The 19164-nt window shown below is 38.8% G+C and carries 25 protein-coding genes, 2 pseudogenes and 1 CRISPR repeat array; of the genes and pseudogenes, 4 read left to right on the plus strand and 23 right to left on the minus strand.

Annotated features, from left to right (window positions below):
* Positions 1-61: 61 nt before the first annotated feature.
* The 15 genes from HNR43_RS02650 to HNR43_RS02710 all read right to left on the minus strand — a co-directional run bounded on the left by HNR43_RS02650 (position 62) and on the right by HNR43_RS02710 (position 6763).
* Positions 62-253 carry a hypothetical protein gene (locus HNR43_RS02650; RefSeq protein ID WP_077428873.1) on the minus strand — a complete coding sequence of 64 codons (192 nt, stop codon included), beginning with the start codon at positions 251-253 and terminating at the stop codon, positions 62-64.
* Positions 254-314: 61 nt separating this feature from the next.
* Positions 315-533, minus strand: coding sequence for a hypothetical protein (locus HNR43_RS02655; protein WP_077428875.1), 219 nt, complete (start codon positions 531-533; stop codon positions 315-317).
* A 4-nt stretch (positions 534-537) separates the two neighbouring features.
* The gene (locus tag HNR43_RS14115; RefSeq protein ID WP_012574467.1) at positions 538-696 is read right to left on the minus strand and encodes a hypothetical protein; all 159 of its coding nucleotides are present in this window, start codon (positions 694-696) and stop codon (positions 538-540) included.
* Between the two features lie 278 nt (positions 697-974).
* On the minus strand, positions 975-1196 hold the full coding sequence (locus tag HNR43_RS02660; RefSeq protein WP_183241033.1) for a hypothetical protein: 222 nt from the start codon (positions 1194-1196) through the stop codon (positions 975-977).
* Between the two features lie 201 nt (positions 1197-1397).
* On the minus strand, positions 1398-1691 hold the full coding sequence (locus HNR43_RS02665; protein WP_183241036.1) for a hypothetical protein: 294 nt from the start codon (positions 1689-1691) through the stop codon (positions 1398-1400).
* 154 nt (positions 1692-1845) lie between these two features.
* On the minus strand, positions 1846-2181 hold the full coding sequence (locus HNR43_RS02670; protein ID WP_077428881.1) for a hypothetical protein: 336 nt from the start codon (positions 2179-2181) through the stop codon (positions 1846-1848).
* A gap of 116 nt (positions 2182-2297) precedes the next feature.
* Positions 2298-2480 (minus strand): Fur-regulated basic protein FbpA, encoded by a 183-nt coding sequence (locus HNR43_RS02675; RefSeq protein ID WP_183241038.1) that lies wholly within the window; start codon positions 2478-2480, stop codon positions 2298-2300.
* Positions 2477-2662 carry a hypothetical protein gene (locus HNR43_RS02680; protein WP_183241041.1) on the minus strand — a complete coding sequence of 62 codons (186 nt, stop codon included), beginning with the start codon at positions 2660-2662 and terminating at the stop codon, positions 2477-2479. The genes HNR43_RS02675 and HNR43_RS02680 overlap by 4 nt, the downstream gene beginning before the upstream one ends.
* Complete coding sequence (locus HNR43_RS02685; protein WP_183241043.1) at positions 2655-3077, minus strand: hypothetical protein; 423 nt, start codon at positions 3075-3077, stop codon at positions 2655-2657. The genes HNR43_RS02680 and HNR43_RS02685 overlap by 8 nt, the downstream gene beginning before the upstream one ends.
* Positions 3078-3194: 117 nt before the next feature.
* Positions 3195-5492, minus strand: a complete 2298-nt coding sequence (locus HNR43_RS02690) for a phage/plasmid primase, P4 family (RefSeq protein ID WP_183241046.1) — start codon at positions 5490-5492, stop codon at positions 3195-3197.
* 9 nt (positions 5493-5501) lie between these two features.
* Positions 5502-5720, minus strand: coding sequence for a hypothetical protein (locus tag HNR43_RS02695; RefSeq protein WP_221248127.1), 219 nt, complete (start codon positions 5718-5720; stop codon positions 5502-5504).
* Between the two features lie 141 nt (positions 5721-5861).
* Positions 5862-5993: a hypothetical protein gene (locus tag HNR43_RS14255; RefSeq protein WP_281380311.1), complete on the minus strand. Its 132-nt coding sequence runs from the start codon at positions 5991-5993 to the stop codon at positions 5862-5864.
* A 17-nt stretch (positions 5994-6010) separates the two neighbouring features.
* Positions 6011-6268, minus strand: coding sequence for a hypothetical protein (locus HNR43_RS02700; RefSeq protein WP_183241048.1), 258 nt, complete (start codon positions 6266-6268; stop codon positions 6011-6013).
* A gap of 21 nt (positions 6269-6289) precedes the next feature.
* Positions 6290-6520, minus strand: coding sequence for a hypothetical protein (locus tag HNR43_RS02705; protein WP_183241050.1), 231 nt, complete (start codon positions 6518-6520; stop codon positions 6290-6292).
* Positions 6521-6538: 18 nt separating this feature from the next.
* Complete coding sequence (locus tag HNR43_RS02710; RefSeq protein WP_043967617.1) at positions 6539-6763, minus strand: helix-turn-helix transcriptional regulator; 225 nt, start codon at positions 6761-6763, stop codon at positions 6539-6541.
* A gap of 160 nt (positions 6764-6923) precedes the next feature.
* Between HNR43_RS02710 and HNR43_RS02715 the strand changes: the two genes are divergently transcribed.
* The 4 genes and pseudogenes from HNR43_RS02715 to HNR43_RS02730 all read left to right on the plus strand — a co-directional run.
* The gene (locus HNR43_RS02715) at positions 6924-7280 is read left to right on the plus strand and encodes a helix-turn-helix domain-containing protein (RefSeq protein WP_043967616.1); all 357 of its coding nucleotides are present in this window, start codon (positions 6924-6926) and stop codon (positions 7278-7280) included.
* Complete coding sequence (locus HNR43_RS02720) at positions 7273-7968, plus strand: restriction endonuclease (protein WP_246346221.1); 696 nt, start codon at positions 7273-7275, stop codon at positions 7966-7968. Before HNR43_RS02715 ends, HNR43_RS02720 begins: the two co-directional genes overlap by 8 nt.
* A gap of 96 nt (positions 7969-8064) precedes the next feature.
* On the plus strand, positions 8065-8562 hold the full coding sequence (locus HNR43_RS02725) for an ImmA/IrrE family metallo-endopeptidase (RefSeq protein WP_183241052.1): 498 nt from the start codon (positions 8065-8067) through the stop codon (positions 8560-8562).
* Positions 8563-8603: 41 nt separating this feature from the next.
* Positions 8604-8990 (plus strand): annotated as a pseudogene (locus HNR43_RS02730) (sigma-70 family RNA polymerase sigma factor); the annotation flags it as partial.
* Between the two features lie 35 nt (positions 8991-9025).
* Here HNR43_RS02730 and HNR43_RS02735 read toward each other — a convergent pair.
* The 8 genes and pseudogenes from HNR43_RS02735 to cas5b all read right to left on the minus strand — a co-directional run bounded on the left by HNR43_RS02735 (position 9026) and on the right by cas5b (position 19158).
* Positions 9026-9796: a DUF4405 domain-containing protein gene (locus tag HNR43_RS02735; protein WP_183241059.1), complete on the minus strand. Its 771-nt coding sequence runs from the start codon at positions 9794-9796 to the stop codon at positions 9026-9028.
* A 184-nt stretch (positions 9797-9980) separates the two neighbouring features.
* A pseudogene (gene tnpB / locus HNR43_RS02740) lies at positions 9981-11104 on the minus strand (IS200/IS605 family element RNA-guided endonuclease TnpB).
* Between the two features lie 64 nt (positions 11105-11168).
* Positions 11169-13179: direct repeats of the CRISPR family, unit length 30 nt; unit sequence GTTTCAATTCCTCATAGGTACGATACAAAC.
* Between the two features lie 181 nt (positions 13180-13360).
* On the minus strand, positions 13361-14110 hold the full coding sequence (cas6, locus tag HNR43_RS02745) for a CRISPR-associated endoribonuclease Cas6 (RefSeq protein WP_183241060.1): 750 nt from the start codon (positions 14108-14110) through the stop codon (positions 13361-13363).
* A 14-nt stretch (positions 14111-14124) separates the two neighbouring features.
* On the minus strand, positions 14125-14388 hold the full coding sequence (cas2, locus tag HNR43_RS02750; protein ID WP_032100145.1) for a CRISPR-associated endonuclease Cas2: 264 nt from the start codon (positions 14386-14388) through the stop codon (positions 14125-14127).
* Positions 14389-14398: 10 nt separating this feature from the next.
* A complete protein-coding gene (cas1b, locus tag HNR43_RS02755; protein ID WP_183241063.1) occupies positions 14399-15406 on the minus strand; it encodes a type I-B CRISPR-associated endonuclease Cas1b in 1008 nt (335 codons plus the stop codon).
* A gap of 2 nt (positions 15407-15408) precedes the next feature.
* Positions 15409-15918 (minus strand): CRISPR-associated protein Cas4, encoded by a 510-nt coding sequence (cas4, locus tag HNR43_RS02760; RefSeq protein WP_183241066.1) that lies wholly within the window; start codon positions 15916-15918, stop codon positions 15409-15411.
* Positions 15906-18377, minus strand: coding sequence for a CRISPR-associated helicase Cas3' (cas3, locus tag HNR43_RS02765; protein WP_183241070.1), 2472 nt, complete (start codon positions 18375-18377; stop codon positions 15906-15908). Before cas3 ends, cas4 begins: the two co-directional genes overlap by 13 nt.
* A gap of 46 nt (positions 18378-18423) precedes the next feature.
* Positions 18424-19158 (minus strand): type I-B CRISPR-associated protein Cas5b, encoded by a 735-nt coding sequence (gene cas5b, locus HNR43_RS02770; RefSeq protein ID WP_006320564.1) that lies wholly within the window; start codon positions 19156-19158, stop codon positions 18424-18426.
* Between the last annotated feature and the right edge of the window lie 6 nt (positions 19159-19164).

A 19164-nucleotide genomic window follows, 5' to 3' on the forward strand; every position in this document is an offset into this window, starting at 1 on the left:
ATCTAAAATACGACACGCCCTTTCTATGGAAAAAGGAGGATCGCTCCTCCTTTTTTCTTGCTTATCGCGATGCAGCGCGACCGAAAATTGATTTGATAAAAGCAATAATTTTTGGTGCAAAACCTAATGCGATTGCCAAGAGTACGAATGGTCCCACCCAACCAAGTAAAGAGTTCACACTTCCAATCACATCTGCCACCGTAAAAGGTAAAGAAAGACCTGATAAATCAATAGCAGCTCCTAAAGCAGGCATGTATAATTCCTCCTTAAAATTAAAATTTTTTATATTCCACTAGCAAATGCTAGTTGAAAACTTAGTAACGTCGAATTTCGTAATCTTCGCCGTTTTGATCGTTTTCGTCAATTTTCTTTGTATTTGCAAATGATTTTTTTATCATCGCAATAAACATAGACAATGCTCCAGCTGCTGCAACGATCATAATGGCTGGCGCAACGTAAAAGAGCAGCCACTTGACGTAATACCAAAACTCATTTAGTCGTGCTGGTGTGAAAAATGTTTGAAATTCTGGCATGATATCACGACCTCGATCTGATCGCTACGATCACACCGTGGAGAAGCATTCCTACCGCCACAATAGCTATAATCAACATGATGAAGGGAGCAACTGTTTTCAACAAAAATCCGAATACACCCCAGAAAAACGCCCAGTCAAAAACGTTCCCGATGCTCGACATTATTACTCCCTCCTCGTTTCTTTATATATGGCGATAGATATAAACAAAAGCGTTAAAAATATTGTCCATGTGGCGATACCTGTCATCACATCTGCATTTCCAAAAACCGTTTTGAAAGCGTATGCTGCGAGTGTCCCAGTCGTCACCATCGCTTCACACCTTTTAGGGTAGATATGAGAAACATTACGATCGGAAATGATGCGATACAGGATGCCATGATGACGAGGTATGTCGCAAGAATGTCCTTTGGCGTCGCAAAGACAAGGGAATACATTTTTCTACCTCCTCATCATGCGTTCTAAAAACATGAAAATGAGTGTTGCAGCGATCAAAACAGAAATAACAATTTCACCGAGTGTGATTTCATGAATGATATGAATGTTTCCCTCTGGCGTTTCAATTGTCGTATGCGATCGTAAGTCGACATACTGTTGAACACCTTGTATATCGCCATTGGAAGTATTTTCGTTTTGAATTTCTTGAATTTCTGTTTCATCCATGAATATCACCTCCAAATTCAAATGTACAGAGAATTTTGTCGTTTTCATATCACCAAAAAATTTTGGTCATATTATGACAAAAATCGAGTGAATTTTGCATCACTCGATTTTAGATGGTCAAAAAAAATAAGTGATATTTTTCGGTGCATTGTGTCATTCATCGATGTGTGTCGTGAAAATTTGTAGATGTTATAAACATCTTTAAAACGCAGCACGTTTCACGTTCGTTTTAAAACTTCTTCCCGTTTTCGTTATGCCTGTTTCTATTGTTCTAATCCACTCTTCTAGCTCTGCCATACCACATCCAAGTTTTAGTAATTCATTTGGAAACTCGTTGAATTTTCTTTTCCAGCGTTTCATTTTTATCAAAGCTTTTTTTGTTTCCCCAAAAGAATATACACGTTTTTCTTTTCTTGTTGAATATTCCTGTGTTCCAACGTATGAACATAAATATATATATTGCTTTCCATTTGATTTCACTTGTGACAAATACATCTCATCTCCCCCTATCTCTTATCTGGAAGTCAAAAAGTACAAAAAAACTCCTGTTAAAGACGCGAAAATTAGAGAAAGCACCATCGATTCTATGATTTCTTTTATTGTGTTTTTCATTGTATTTCTCACAATTCTCTCCCCCTTGTTTTATTTTCTAAAACGGAAGGTCATCATCTGGCCATTTGCAGCATGCCCCCCTATTCGCAGGGTTCTTTGCATACTCTTTTGACTTTTCAATGAAAATTTCATCCAATATTTCAGTAAAAACACTTTCGATTTTTTCAATACCTCTAACATCACGTAAGAAATCTTGTAGATATGCTTCGAACAATTCCATATCAGCGTAATCAAGTTCGATTTTCGATCCGATGATTGTATTAGAAAATTCAAATAATTTCGATTCACAAAGAGGACAAGTGATAGGTTGCTTGTCCTCTTCAACCGAAAAACCTTCGCCGCACGTTGAACAAGTGTATATGTCCAGTCGCATTTTTCAGTCCTCCTTTTCTTCACATAGCACATAAAAACCACATTGACATTTCAGTTTAGGAATAACTTTTATACTCCAAACTTCAAAGTCACATTTGTCGCAAAAGAAACGATATATCACAAAAACACCTTCTTTTCCTTCATACATCTGTATTCATGTTCTAGTTCAGATATCGTCAATTCATATAGTTGTCGACCGTCTTCCATCTTTACTCGTCCCATTTGAATGAGTTGCCCAATTCGTTTATCTTTCACGTTCTCAATGGCTTCACGCAAATAGGACTTGAATGTTTTTGTCATTTGTCATCCCTCTTTTCTAGCTCTTTACCTAACGCGCAGACAAAGTAGCCTGCTCCATATCCAAACAAAGTACTCATAATCATTACTTGATCCATTTCATCCTTCACAATTGTTACCGAATACATTGCTAACATTATGCAAACTAACATGAAGCCCATCGGCATAATCATTTTTTTAAGCACCTTTTACACCCCTTTTTTGCCGTTGCAGCCAGTCAATGAAACCGGCTGCCTCCTGGAACGCTTTTTCAAATGGAACACGCTCAGCAAGAATTTTTGTTTTGTATGGTTGCTTGTCCTCCGGCATGTAGTTCGCACGCCAGGCATAAGCAAATTCCCCTTCGCGCTCGATGAAAAGATATGCACCAGCACCGTAGCGAAACTCGTACATTTCACCGTAGGCATGGACAAGAAAACCTTTTTCACGTGCCATTTCGTTTTCTTCCAGGCGCTTTATTAGCTGTTGTTTATGCTGTTTGATTTGTTTTTTTAAATCCAATGGCAATGTGCCTTCTTCATATATCAAACTTAGTTTTTTGTTTTTTATTTTTATTTGAATATTTAGATTATCTATTTCACAAAAAATTTTATATAACATATAGAGCCTCCTTATAAGTTACCTAGTTACTTCAAGTTACTTAAAAAAGGGTATTTTCCTATATATCGCTATATATGAGATTTACCTAGAAATGAGTAACTCATGGTAACTAAGTAACTAAATTTCCTCCTCAACAAAGTTACTAGTTACCTTAAGTGACTTATTTTCCTGTATTTCCGTAAATGTATCGCCTATAGGCGATTTACCCGAATTTGAGTAACTAGTGGTAACTTTGTAACTTTCGTTTGAAAGACCGATGCCGAAAAAGAATGTTTTGTTTCCGGTGGATTTTCGTTTTTCGAATCCTCGCAGCACTAAACGCGCCGAAAACTTTTGCTTTTTCATCGCAATCTCACTGTTTTCCTCGCACCATTCGATATATTCTTTGTAAAGATCGTTCAATTGCACTTTCGCGTCTGGATGGATCACGCAGCAATCGTTCAAGAAATTGCTAAGAAGATCCATTTCGTCTTTGTATTCATCCGTTGCGTTCTTGATTTCCTCCGGCTCTCCTAAGCCTTCTTTTTGCCATTTCAAGCATCCCTCGACTGCCCAGCGCAATATACCAGGAAGTTCGTTCATCAATTTTTCTGGAAGATGCTTGTCCACTTGTTCCTTTGGAATCGTATAGGTGAACGGAACAAGACGAATGCGTCGCCAAATTCCTTCATCATCTCCTTTAATGATCGGCTTGTGATTCGTTGTGAAGAAAATTTTGAACTCAGGCACAAACTCGAAAAATTCTTTCCGCAAAAAGCGCGCTGTAATCGGCTCACCGCCCGTTAACTGTTTGATGAGCGATTCACTCAGCCTTTGACCGTCCTCGCTTTCAACAGCTGATACAAAACGCGAACCGTGCAAACGTGCAATATCGTTATTTATCCCCGAATCGTTCATTTTCGCTGTAAAAGTGTTCGAGTTCGTCTGCTTTGCGTAATCTCCTAATAGCGCCTTCACCGTGTTTACAAACGTTGATTTTCCGTTTCTCCCTGTTCCCCATAGAAAAAACACCACTTGTTCGCTTATATCGCCTGTAAGAGTGTATCCTATCGCTTTTTGCAGGAAGTTAATAATGTCTTGCTTTACATCGCCACCATCACGGAAGATGGATTCTAAAAATGCAATCCACGTCGGACATTTGGCATTTGGATCGTATGGAATATGTGTGTTTTTCGTCATCATGTATTTGCGATCATGTGGCAACAGCTCACCTGTCCGTAAATTGACCACTCCATTTGCGCAATTCAATAAAAATTTGTCCATGTTCAACTCCTCCTGACTGATTGGTAACATCGCTTCCGCCCTAGCAATGGAATTTATGAATACAGAACTTTTTTCACTCGCCTTCGCCCATTTAAGTAGCTCATTTCGTGCATCGTTGTTTTCTTCATGTGCTGCTTCGGCGTACATTTCACGAAACGTTCGAATCGCGATACGTTCAATTTGCTTCTTTTTATCCTCCATCCATGTCTTTCCGTCCCAAATCAGCCATTCCTCAAACTCAACGCAATAACGCAGGTTTTGACCGTTTCGAGCAACAAGACGTTCGGCATTCCCCATTTCGGTCAAGTTGAACTTTTTCGGTTCTCCTTCTTTCCGTGCTGGGAAAGTCATCAGTGGCGGAGAAGAATAGTTCGTTCCACTTGGCTTATGTTTGAGTGCGCTATTCAGTGTGCTTGCAAATTCTCGCTGATCCAGTGGAGGAAGGAAAAAATATCGGTTTAAGAAACTCGCAATCTCGGAAACTTGTTCTGGTGTATAACCAAATTCGACAAGACGGCAGCAATGCGCGTACAGCGCGTTGTTCCGTCCTCCCTCATGCATCGGAATCGGAAAAGGACGTTGCATTTTATCAATCTTTTTTAATCGCTCAAAATAGATCGGCATCGGCGAAAGTTCCCCGTCTGCTATATGTACCCATTCGCGTCCGCCTGTATTTTCGTTTGGAAGAACAATCTGCCCGCGCCCGGAAAGTCGATAGTCGCCGATGAAACCGCCAGCCATAAGCACCGTGGCATCCTGCCCTTTTATTACGCCTGTTGAACGAAAGAAAAATTGAAACCCTCGTACTGTTTGAATCGCATGAAACTTGTATCCCTCGCGAAGGAGAGCTTTGAAAATCAACTCCCCTTCTTCTCGATCGTCAATGTCCACGCAATCGTACCCGTCCGGAATAACAAGACCTGTCCATCCTTTTTGCCGCAACCAAGAGCGAATCTCGCCTTCTGTCAAACCTGGACGATTTAGGTCTTGCCATCCTTTCATGCACGGTCGTTTTGCGACGCTATACGCCTTGTTTGGATCATTCTCCGTGTTCATACGCGAATAGCCGATTAAACGAATGATTTTCAACGGCTTTTTCGCGGAAGGAAAAAGCCGTTCAAGTCCTGCTTGTAAGTCAATCGCTGCTTGCATTTTCGTTCCTCACTTTCCTGTTGGAAATGTGTATTTGACTTGCTCTGTCCAAATGTCATAGAAAACAACCATTGTGTGCCCGTTTTCGTCGCGAATGAGCTTTCCAGCTGGGAAAACGGAAAAATCTTCGACTTGAATTGCACTCATATCAAACGTATTTTCAATCCATCGCATGACCGCAGGAACGTATTTTTCCATCGGATTTTCTTTTGTTTTTGCTTTTTTCATTGAAAACACCGCCCTTTTTTGATTGCGCGACTCCCAAAAAAGAGAGCCGAATATGGAAAAATGCCGCGAAACGTGTTATATTTTCAGTAAGAATGTTTTTTCTGTGCCTTGCAGTAAGTGTTGCCGCACTTGCTGCTTTTTTTATGACGCTTTTTCATTGTTTTCGCTTCCTTTTGCTTTTTCATACTGTTCCGGAAGCACTTTGGCCAAATACGCATACACTTCTTTCTCCACTTGGTTGAACAACGGTCCTTTTACAACGGTGATTTTCACCCCCAATCCCCTCCTAACTAGGCATATACCTTCGTTGCAAAATCTATCTTTATTCCTCGTTTCTGCATCTCGCTAACTAATTGCTCAAGCTCTGAACGACGCTTTTTTTTTGCTTCAATTTCTTTGAGCATTCCAATCACTGCTAAAAATTCTTTCGCTTCGATCTCTGCCGTTTCATAATCTTTGTTAAAAATCGCTTCAAGCATGTAATCAATACACAATAAAGCTTTATTTTTCTTGTCGATTTCTTCAAGATAGAACCCTTTTTTGAGCATTTCGACACCTTCTTTCGATATTTAATTTGATTTACAATGATTACAAAGAAATGTAAGTTCTTGTTTGATTGATTCACATGCATCAACAACGTATTTTGGAAGTTTTTCTTTTGTGCGCATGTTATACGTCAACGATGTTTTCTGCCCTTCCACTTGAACGAAAATGGTTGCCGTTATCTCATCGTCAAACTGTATCCCGACAACGCGATACTTTCCGTTTGAACTGTTCCATACCCGTTTGAATTTTTGCAAAAAAGATCACCCTCTTTTTCAAGCTGGATTAGATGAAACTTCGCGTACTGCGTAGCGAGAAGGTAAAAAAATTTCATCTTTACGCTTTTTGTACAGTTTTGCAATCTGTTCTGCGCGTTCTGCGCTCACATGTCGATGTCCATTTTCAATTTGCGAAAGATATCCAGCCGAAATATTGAGTTTCTCTGCGGCTTTTTCAATGCTTAAACCAGCCGCAATTCTGGCTTCTTTTAGCAGGTTCATTACTTTCACCTCCCATAATACTTTGCGTATTGCGTTGTTCAATTATTATATTACTTCACAAAACGCAAAGTGTCAACGCGTTTTGTGAAGTTTTTTAAAAAATATTTTTGTTTGCGTTTTGCAAAGGTATAATATTTTTTGAAATGATAGGGGGATTGTCATGAATCAAAAATTTGGAGAACGATTAAGAAAATTGCGCTCACAAAAAAAACTTAGTCAAAAAGAATTTGGAAAAATTTTTTCGCTTGCCGAATCAACAATTTCAGGATATGAAAACGGATCAAGAACACCAGATATCGAATTAATAGCTAAATTCGCTGATTTTTTCGGAGTGTCAATAGATTATCTTTATGGTCGGACTGATAATCCACATGAAACTATCGATAGTAAAGAAGGGAGAAACCTTTTCTTTTTCGACATGGACGGGCTGACAGAACAAGAGATCGAGGAAATTAAGAAGCATATTGAATTCATTAAGTGGAAAGCACGACAAGAAAAGGAGAAGACAAATGGGTAAAAAAGAGAGGCAACTTATTGCTGGTTTAGTGGGATTCGCGTTTCTCGCTGTAATCCTGCTGAACTATTCTAAGTTCGCTAACGTATATGCTTTTTGGGGAACGTTATTGTTTGGAATAATTGTCATCCCTGCCTTAGTTGAAAGAATGCTTCCAGCTAAAAATTCTCCAAAGAAAAACACTCCTCGGAAAAGTGCTTCAACAAAGAAATCAACAGCTAAGAACTCATTAAATGGGAACAAAAAGAAATATGGTGTCCGATCGGATGATGAAATCATTTCTCTACCGTTACGCGATCTAAACGGTTATGAATTTGAACGGCTTTGTTATTTATATTTCAAAGCAATGGGCTACAATCCAGAAATCACCCCTCCTGCACAAGACAAGGGGGTTGACTTAATTCTTACAGACAAGAAAGAAAAATTTAAAATCGCTGTACAATGCAAACACTATATAAATTCAGGAAGACAAATTACAGTTAAAGAGATTCGCGAATTAGTTGGGGCAAAACGTAATCATCGTTGCATAAAAGGGTGGTTTATTGCTACTACAACATATACCAATGCCGCACTTGCCGAAGCTGATACACATCATATCGACTGTTTTGCAATTGAATTTGTTGAGAACAAGATTGTAGCTTGGAAAGAACGTGAAGTAGTTAAACGCCAGGCGGCAGCTGCGAAAAAATAAAATCCCTTTTAGTCAAACTTAGGGATTTTTCTTTTTCTTGTAAATAAGAACGTATGTTTGTATAATAAAAGAAAAACTTGTGGGGGATGAGGTGGAATGTACTTATATAAGCCTTGTGACTTAGAAAAGCATATCTCGGAAGCATATCAGCAAAACGGCATCATCTATCCTTCCCAGCTGGATGAAGAGTATATCGCAAGGAAATTCGATATTTTGCTTGTCGAGTCAAAATTCGGATCGTTTGCGGAATACTGCGACGACTTGAAAATTGTAGGGCTTCACAACGATTTAGAATTGCTCAAGCGCCGTGAAGTATTTTTTCATGAAGTCGGGCATTTGTTTTTGCACGTCGGCGATCAATCGAAAATGGCGGACTCATTCAGATACTTTCAAGAATCACAAACAAAGCGATTTACGTTATTCGCTGCGATCCCTTATCATATGCTTACATATATCGATTTTTCACAAAAACGCGACTTCATCGTATATGAAATGCAGGAAACGTTCCGTGTGCCAGCTGAAATTTGTGAAAGGCGGATGGACTATATCGAAAATAAAATGCTTAGTGCAAAGCTTGCGTCTATTTGTTCATGATTGTTATTTATTATTGTTATTTTTTACCGCATACTATTGATATTAGAATCGAAATACTTATGCATTTACGTTCGCTCAAAAAAACAAAAAAAGATGTATCTCTTCACGATCCAATCGGGCAAGATCGCGACGGAAACGAAATTAGCTTGCTAGATGTATTAAAGTCGGAAGACGAGGACATTAGCGATATGATTGAAAAAAATAATGAGCTCGAAAACATCGCCCAACATTTGCACGTCCTTGACGATCGTGAGCGCCAAGTCATTGTTAGTCGCTTCGGCTTAAACATGCAACCTGAACGCACCCAACGCGAAATCGCCAAAGAACTCGGCATTTCTCGCAGCTACGTCTCACGTATCGAAAAACGTGCATTAATGAAGCTATTTCATGAATGTTATAAACATGATAAAGGAAAAAAAGGATCATAAACAAAAGGTGTCCCACACACTCGGGACACCTTTTTTCATACACGAACTCGTCGCTTATGACGCATTCGTTTTTCCATGTAGTAAACAGGAACAATCACAACTGCCCAAAATGTAAAGTGACCAAAAATAACAAGCAACGGATGGCTACTGCCGTGACGTTCTTTACGGGTAAATTCCCCTTCACGAAACTTTTCGGGTGGTGGAAATGCTTTGCTCGCTTGTGCTACTTTTTGCTCAAACTTCGGCTTAAACGCCTCCTCATTTGGTTTTACATTGACTGCTAGCCACTGCATACTTGCGAAAAATAACGCAAGCACCAACGCAGAAGCCACAAGCGCTCCTTTCCGCCAACTCCCTTCTTTTGTTTTAAACATTTTCCGAAACATACCCATAATCCATTGCCAATGTAATGCAATGTGAACGCCGACAAGCACAAGCGTCAAGTTCGCAAACACATCATGTATCTCACGCAACGCATGATTTTCGCCACTAAGAAGATGTGGAAACACAACTTTCGAAATCAGAATACCTGTCACAATGATCCCCGTCATCGAAAGAAGCAATAATACATTTAACAAAAAACTAAATCTCGTTTTCCCCGAAAGCGAACGATCAAACATTTTTTTCACCGTATGGACAACCCATTTGTAGTTTAATGCAACATGAACCAAAACAGCCACACCAATCACTAACCCTGTCACTTCATGAAATGGCAATCCATTAAACACCCTCGGATTCATTAACAGCACAAACGTCAGCGCCATCGCTACGTCTAAGATGATTTTGACAATATTTTTCTTCAACACATATCCCCCCGCATTCACATATCATTTATCGTATACCGTAAGTGTACGAGTCAATGGTGAAAATGAGGTGAAAGGGGGGGAATGTTTATCCCACTACGTTCAATTGAACTACTCGCCGCTTAACAACCTTACGGTTTGTTTGAAGCAGGAGATTCCTACAAACACCGAAGCACCCCTCAGTTATTTAGTAGGCTAGCCCCGCAGTTCCTGCGGTTAGAAGCCAAACGGCTTCATTCTTAATATTGATACTTGCGTTCACATCTCGGTCATGACGGGTATGGCAATTTGGGCATTGCCATTCACGCAAAGTGAGATGTTTCACGTCTTTATTTTGATATCCGCAATGGGAGCATAACTGGCTCGATGGGAAGTTTTTCGCCACCACAACCAATTGCTTCCCATACCACTTGGCCTTGTATGCGATCATCGCTTTGAACGTTGCCCATGACGCCTCGCAGATCGCTTTGGAGAGTTTGTTGTTTTTGAGCATGCTAGCAACTGACAAATCTTCCATCCCGATGATGTCGTGGTTTTTGACGATCTCGGTGGAGATTTTGTGCAAGTAGTCGTTTCGGGAATTTGTGATTTTCTCGTGTATGCGAGCAACCTTGATTCGTTGCTTATGCCAATTCGAACTCCCGATTTTGCGCCTAGAAAGAATGCGTTGAGCTTTGACTAATTTTTTTCAAGTTTCCGAAGAAATTTTGGATTCGCATACGTTGTTCCGTCTGAAAGAATGACAAAGTTCTTTAAACCCATGTCGATACCAACAGCAGTATGTGTTTTTGGGAGTGGTTGCACATCTGTTTTTACAAGAATGGATACGAAATATTTTCCGCTTGGATTGCGTCGAATAGTGACGGATAACATACGTCCTTCTACCTCACGACTTTTGGCAAAACGAACGAATCCTAGTTTCGGAAGCTTGATTTTGTTACCTACAATCGCTATATTTCCTTTCGTGTATTTCGTTGTATACGATTGCACCTTGTTCTTCTTTGACTTAAAACGAGGTTTGTCGTTTTGTTTTTGGAAAAATCGTGTGAATGCATCCGACAAATGTTTCAGCGAGGTTTGAAGTGCGATGCTGTCCACTTCTTTGAGCCAAGTGTATTCTTTTTTCAACTTGGTCAATTGCGAAGAACACGCCTGATAAGACAGTCCTTTCCCTGTTTTTTTGTATGTGTCGTTCCATCTGACGAGAAAATGGTTAAACACAAAACGTGAGCATCCGAACGTTTTATTAATTAGCACCTCTTGTTTTTTGTTCGGGTACATGCGAAACTTATACGCTTTATGCACGGGCAAGACTTTCACCTCCCGCTAGAAATGTTTTGAAAACCTTTCTAACAGAAACGCTCCTTGAAAACTTGTTTCAATTCCTCATAGGTACGATACAAACCTCATTCCCCTCTGAAACAGATATAACGCGGGCATTTTTGTTTCAATTCCTCATAGGTACGATACAAACACACAAAAAGTGTTGGAGTGCAAATATAACTGTGTTTTGTTTCAATTCCTCATAGGTACGATACAAACAACTTGACTCAAGTCTTTGTCAAACCCGAAAAGAACGTTTCAATTCCTCATAGGTACGATACAAACTCAATGATGACATTCTTCTATTTGTAAGATTAGTAAACGTTTCAATTCCTCATAGGTACGATACAAACTTGCCGCCGTTTTTCAAAATTGTCATTGCCACTTCAAAGCGTTTCAATTCCTCATAGGTACGATACAAACCAGTTTTTCAACATACTTATACAGCTCGTTATCGTCTTCGTTTCAATTCCTCATAGGTACGATACAAACTTTCAATTGCTTTCGCTTTGATTGTGTCCCAATTTTGAGTTTCAATTCCTCATAGGTACGATACAAACTAACTCATCTGTATCGCAATCGGTTCAATTGTTGCCTCAGTTTCAATTCCTCATAGGTACGATACAAACAGAAAAACCAAAGAGAACATCACGAGAAGAAGAATCATGTTTCAATTCCTCATAGGTACGATACAAACAAAAATCCGTCCGTCGCCTCGTCCATAATTGCACCCAGTTTCAATTCCTCATAGGTACGATACAAACTAGATGAAAGATACTCTTTGATGTCGTTCCATGTGTTCTGTTTCAATTCCTCATAGGTACGATACAAACTCAAAAGAAAGCGCAAGCACAACCTACGCAACAGGTGGGTTTCAATTCCTCATAGGTACGATACAAACGCTTCCACAAGCATCGCATATTCTCTTCCCGATGATCTGTTTCAATTCCTCATAGGTACGATACAAACTCGTGACATAGTTGATATTGTCGGCGATGAGGTCATTTGAAGTTTCAATTCCTCATAGGTACGATACAAACGTTTTCCTGTCGGTGAAGAAACAGAAGGTTGCAACAAAGTTTCAATTCCTCATAGGTACGATACAAACTCGCGCAACTTCACTTCTTCACGCTCAATAGCACGCCAGTTTCAATTCCTCATAGGTACGATACAAACTTTTTCAGGAACATCCAAGGCCGCTTTCAACTCGCTTCGGTTTCAATTCCTCATAGGTACGATACAAACACTACAACAAGGTATCCCTGTGATGTTAGAATACGGAGAGTTTCAATTCCTCATAGGTACGATACAAACATCGAGCTTTTCATACAAGTCATTAGAAATATCAACTTTGTTTCAATTCCTCATAGGTACGATACAAACTGGAAATCTTCTGGAGCAAAATAGTTACCTGCTTCATCTAGTTTCAATTCCTCATAGGTACGATACAAACTGGAAAAACTCATTTACAAGTTGCGGGGGCGAAGTTTTGTTTCAATTCCTCATAGGTACGATACAAACACAAAGATTCGTACGTAGTTTTAGAAACTGGCGAAGGTTTCAATTCCTCATAGGTACGATACAAACTCCAACCGATATTTACATCAGAAGGCTGATTCTCACGGTTTCAATTCCTCATAGGTACGATACAAACCGTTTCAGCTTTTTCCTCGTTGCCGATCGTTTCAGCATAGTTTCAATTCCTCATAGGTACGATACAAACTGTTTGGCACAGGTTCAACTTTCTGATCAAGTCCGGACAGTTTCAATTCCTCATAGGTACGATACAAACGAAATTGAACCGACTCAAAAGCGTACAGCAACAAGTGTTTCAATTCCTCATAGGTACGATACAAACAGTCATATCCATAGCAACATCTACAGCTACTTTATCTTTGTTTCAATTCCTCATAGGTACGATACAAACGTTGCGTGTCATCCGTGAAAGCTACGACAAGAATAGGTTTCAATTCCTCATAGGTACGATACAAACTTTCCGAAGCTCCTCTCTTTGCGACTGAATAACTTTCTTGGTTTCAATTCCTCATAGGTACGATACAAACCCAAAAAACTGTTGATAAATCAACACATGGAAAAGCTATACAAACTCATTATACATACATTCGAAAATTCAGTCAATGGTCTTTATGCCTTGATACGTCTAAAAAAGTTGCAAAATACAAACTGTCGTCGATCCCCCGGGGTTTTTGCAAGATTGGAGGTCGACGACTGTTGTGAAATACTTCACTTTCTATTTACAATACGGAACATACCAAATCCTTGTGAATTCCGTCCACCGATTCCCACACGATACAAAAACGTTAAATGTTCTGGAGAAGAAATAAGCTTATACCGCCCTTTCCACGCTGTAATGTAAAAGCCTTTAAAGCTCGTTACGATCCGATCGTTTTTTCGAACATCGACAGGTTCGATGAGTAACCGATCGCTTGGTGGAATCCCGTAATATGCTTCATATTTATTATGAAAATTCCGCTCAACTAAATGCGGAAATACTTCATCACTCGGATCAAAAAACTGTGTTTTTTTCTTCCCATCCACCGTTTCATACGTGCTGTATACAGTCATTGGTGACAACATTTCGATTTCAATTTCACGCTGCTCAATCGCTCGCTTTTCGGTTTCCACTCGCTCAATGATAACACGTTGATCGCCAATGTTCACATACGGCTGAAGAAGCAAATACTCCCCTAACTGCTGCGTTAATTCAGGAAGTATTGTTCCAATGTGCCATTGAATCGAATCAACAAAAGTAATCGTTTTCGCATCATATTGAACATAATGTTCGCCAAATAAGCGGCTAAAAGTAAACAACTTAAACGATCGTTTTTCTTTGCGAAATCCACGCTCGTGCAAAAAGTAAGCAAATGATTCGTCGCTTAGCGAATGATAGATTAGCCCCTGTAAGTATTGCTGATAATGGAGTGGCAATGTGACCGCCCCATCTATTCCCCGTAACGTAATCGTCAATCTCATTCGTCTTTTCCCCTCTATAAAATAAATTCCTCTCCGCCTTTTTTCAAACCAAATTCTTCACGTTTTGAATATTTTTGCGTGCGGAATGTATAAAAAATAACTGAATCAACATCTGGATCTATAATGTCTTCCAGCTCCGCTTTTAACTTCACATAGTTCGCTTCAGAAATCTCCCCTTCGAATACTGAGTTTTGAACCCAGTATAAATATTTACGTGCAATTTTCAATGCTTTTGAAACCCTTCTCTTATCAAAATCATATACAAGAATAACAAACATATATCGACACCTACCATAATGAGCGATATGGCTCATATTCTTTTTCACTGAGTAAATGTTTTTGAATTTTATAAAGCTCTAACCGAATAAGCCGTCGATAGGATACGGATTTCCCGAGATGCCGATGATTAACTGTTGTTTTCATCCGTTTGTCTAACTCTTCAATAAACTTTTTGCGTCCTTCTTCAGACAATAAAATTCCTTCCATATGCTTATCAAAATCTTTTTTCGTTATCATTTTCTTATTAATAAGCGTAAAAATTAAACGATCTACCATAATCGGCTTGAAAATTTCTGCAACATCTAAATTAAGTGAAAACCGCCGAAAGTTTGTCGCATGCAAAAAACCAATTCGTGGATCTAAGTATGTTTTATAGATTTCACTCAAACACATCGTATAGCAAATATGATTTCCGAAACTAATCATCGCATTTAAACGATTTAGAGGTGGGCGCTTCGAGCGTTTTTCAAACAAAAAGTCTGGATGATTGTTCAAAATGTCATCGAACATACGATAATATTTCTCACGTACATGCCCTTCTGTTGCCATCATTTCTTCAACACTAGTCCATTGTTCCAGCTTGGAGCAGCTCTGCTGAAAATCTAAAATCATTTCCTTGAATTTATCATTTTTCTCTTGTATGCGATTTTGATAATATTTCAACACTTGAATCATTTGTCCGATAGATCCGTCAATAAATTTTCGCGCTAGAATAAGACGTTTTTCAGGATGCAAATACGCTTCAGCCTGTTTCAAAACAACATGCCCCGCATTTAAGTGCTCCCGAGGATAAAATGTCCCGGTGTAATAACCATAATGATTAAAATAATGGATACAAATATGCTTTTGTGCCATTAACTCCAAAAACTTTTTCGTTACATTCACTTCACCGAAAATGTAAATATCGTTAATATCCTCGACAGGCAACACACGTTTCCGCTCAGATGTTTCAAAACAAACACTGTTGTCCTTCCGAAACAACTCTCCATTTTGAAAAATATAAAGCGTTTTCTTCATTTCTATTCCTCCGCCCAACAATATTCTCGGTAAGCACAACTACGGCAAAATCCGATCTTTTTCGGCTCTGGAGGTACAGGTGAACGGGCGATACTGCGAATATCAGCAATGGCTTCTTCTAATACTTGCTTCCCTTTTTCTGTCCATTCCACTTTAATCACTTTCTTCTCTTTTGGAAACAAAAGCTCTCCTTGAGCTGTTATTCCCATTTTCCGAAGTGTATCAAGATAATAAAGGAGTTGATAATATGCACTTTTTTCATAAGTGGATGATTTTTTCACTTCACCGACAACAAGTGTATCCCCTTCACGGCGTACACGATCCACTTTAATATTTCCAATGATTATTTCTTTTTTCTGACGTTGATAACTTGTTTCAGAAATAAACCGCCCTATTTCAAGGTTATCATCTTCTTGATCAGCTGCTATTTGGTGCACAATAAGCCAGACTTCACGCTTGCAAATAAAGTAATACCAAATATGTGTACCATTTACATCCATTACATAGTCCATGCATCCACCATCTCACTTGAGCGAATTAATCCATATTCGCAATGATAATATTGGTTTAATATGTCATTTGGTAATCGGAGCATTCGAGTTTTCTCGTACAAGTCACGATCTAAATTTTTCACAAGCTGGATTGGGGAAGAAATGACATACTGACGTACCTCTTTCTTCAAGTGTAAATAGTTTTCAAGTTTTGTTTCTAAATCTTTTTCTTCAATTACCGTTGAAATGTACTCTTCCCAAATAGCCATTGCTTGCTCATCTACTTCAACGAATACATCTACTGCCTGGTGAACATCTTTAATTAGTTGAAAGTCTGATACATAGTCGAACTCGCTCTTTTCTTTTGCATCAAATCTCAATCCCTCTATCGCCCGTATAATCCCTTCTGATACAGTAAATGATTTAGCATTTTGTACACTCTCAAAATACCGATAAATAATATCAAAAAATTGATGCTCTGAAACTGTCTCTTTCGGCAACGATTCTTTTGCGATTTTCGTATGAACAGATCCGTATACGTACTGCGACTCTAAAGTTCCGTTTCTTTCTACCGGAACAATATACACTTTGCCAAACTCCCTTGCTTTTCCGTTCCGGTTACAGCGACCTGCAGCTTGGACAATGGCATCAATTGGACCTATATCACGATAAACAATATCAAAATCAACATCTACTCCAGCTTCGACTACTTGTGTAGAAATAACAGCTACCTTCTTCTTATCTTTTAAAAGTTGCTTCATTGTTTCAATCCGTTGCCTACGTTCGTAAGGGACAATATTAGTAGAAAGGTATATCACATGATAGCCGTATTGTTTTAGCCAACCTTTTAATCGTTCATATACATCAATTGACGTTTTAATCGTGTTAAAAATGGATAAGTAACTTTTTCCCTCTTCAAATCGAAGTTGAAACTGTTCAATCCATTCATCCACATTACAAAATCCTCTTTCTCCTCTAAACGGATGAAGCTCCACACGCTCCATTTCCTTAAAGAAGTTAATCGGCTTTATCATGTCAGATTCTAGAAGCTCTATTGTCTCATCTTTTGGAAAAATTAAAGGCTGTGTAGCTGTTAGTAATAAAATTTTGCAACTAAATAATTCAGCCATTTTGTATAATACCGAGCGAAGCAGAGGCCAATATTCAACAGGTACATTTTGTATTTCATCAAGAATAATAATGCCTCCTGCAATTTGATGAAATTTCTTTAGTGCTCTATTTTCATAACCGATCAATGTATAAAATAATTGCACAAATGTTGTTACAATAAACTCAGCTTCCCAACTTTCCGTCAACAACAGTGCCTGCCTAACAGGTAATTCTTCATTATTTGTACGATACTGAAAATTAGACAAATGATGGTGCTTTACAAAATATCGCTGTTCGTTCCATGTGAAATCTTCCAATTGTTTTAACAAATCGTGAATGACTTTCTCGTTTTGGTCAATAACACTTGTGAACGGTAATGCATAAATAATTTTTGGTGTATAGCCTTCATGCTGTTCGGCATATTCTCTCCATTTCAAAGCAGCTGAAATCGACAACAATGTTTTTCCTGCGCCAGTTGGTGCCGTTAGTGTAAACAATCGTTGCTCTGGCTTTGTGTTCGCAATATATTGGAGTCGCTCCATTACAACATTGTACATTCGATTGCGCCATCCATTCGTCCCTTCTATTACTTCTGTATTGAAATGGATTTTACGGTATTGATCAACAAGATCTGAAGGAATGTGGACACGTGGCTGTCTTTTAATATTTGCAGCTGACAGTTTATCAGCATTAATTAGTACTGAATATAGCAATAAGGTATAGTAGTATAAATTATCCGTTACCTCTCCTCTCCTTTTCTTCTTAATAAAATAGTATTGACGGTATACCTCATCAAAGCTTTTTTCGTAGTCCTGCGTAAAGTCTTGAAGTTCCTCTTCCAACGAGAGAGGGACACATAACTTCTCCCATAGCGGACGCAGATCCTTTGTGATATCTGATATATGTTTTTTTACATCCTCAATCTGCTCCTTCAAAATACGAATACGATAGCGAAGAGAGTCTTGTACACTATCTTCATAAATATCTCGTGATTTTGTTACATCTAATGCTATATCGCGCAGATTCCCATGGTGATGCATAATTATAAAATATCCTAATAATGGAGCAAATTCAGACCAAGAAGCTACCAAGAAACTTGAGCGACATAAAAGGTGAGCTGCAAACAAAGCAGAAATAAATGAATGATGATGCAAGTCCCCTTGCGTTTCTCCGTTTTTTAAATAGGTTTGAAAATAGGATAAGTATTTGCCAAAATCGTGAGTCAAAGAAACAATCTTATTGATATATAGCAATACTTCTCGATTTTCTTCGGATAACGGCACGTGCTTCAGCATATCACTCGAATACTCATACACTTCCCATAAATGAACAACTAATTGTTTATCCGGGTTTGTATGGGATAGATACATGTTTTCGCCCCCTTAAAAATAGCGCAGCAATTCGAACGTCGCTGCGCTACATAAATAACACGTTTTCTTTTTCCCCACCGTACATGACAGTAACATACGGTACCTCGGGAGTAGCTACTAGTTGCCGCGATTGCTCTAACAAATAGTAATCGGTTTCTTGAATCATTCTTTCCTTTGTGAAGTGGCGAGTCATGAACTCTTTAACAATCCTTATTTCATTAGATAGCTGAATTGAGCGTTCACGTAACTGGGAAACGCGAGCAACAGAATGAATCGGCACTAACCTACCTGCCTCATTTTGTACCCCTTCCACCTCGGTAATCCATTCCAATTGCCCAATAAGTTCAGAAAGTCCCAAGTATGGAGGATAAATATAGCGATTTTCTTGTATTCGCTTCTTCACACTTTCATAAATAAACGAATCATCATGTGAAAAATAAATGCGGTATCGCAAATGTACTTCTTCTTTCCTAGGTAAAACAAACTCAAGTGGGATTTGTGTATGCCCCTTACTATTGTTGAGATGACTTTTAGATGTTACTAGCATATAATTTACTGTTTGAACCATTTTCCGGACGGGAGTACGTACAGAAAGTGCGATATCGCATTGATTCTCTGAAAACTGCTCATAATAACTATCTCTTTCCATTCCTAAAATACCCGCAATAATTCCTATAACCGTTGTTCGCGGCGGAAAAAAATATGATAGAGAAGATGAGTTCGTATCTATCTTTCGAAAATGTCCCATCTTCCCAACCAAATCAAAAATAAGCATGTTCATAAATGT

The organism is Anoxybacillus mongoliensis, from assembly GCF_014201515.1.
Lineage (GTDB): Bacteria > Bacillota > Bacilli > Bacillales > Anoxybacillaceae > Anoxybacillus > Anoxybacillus mongoliensis.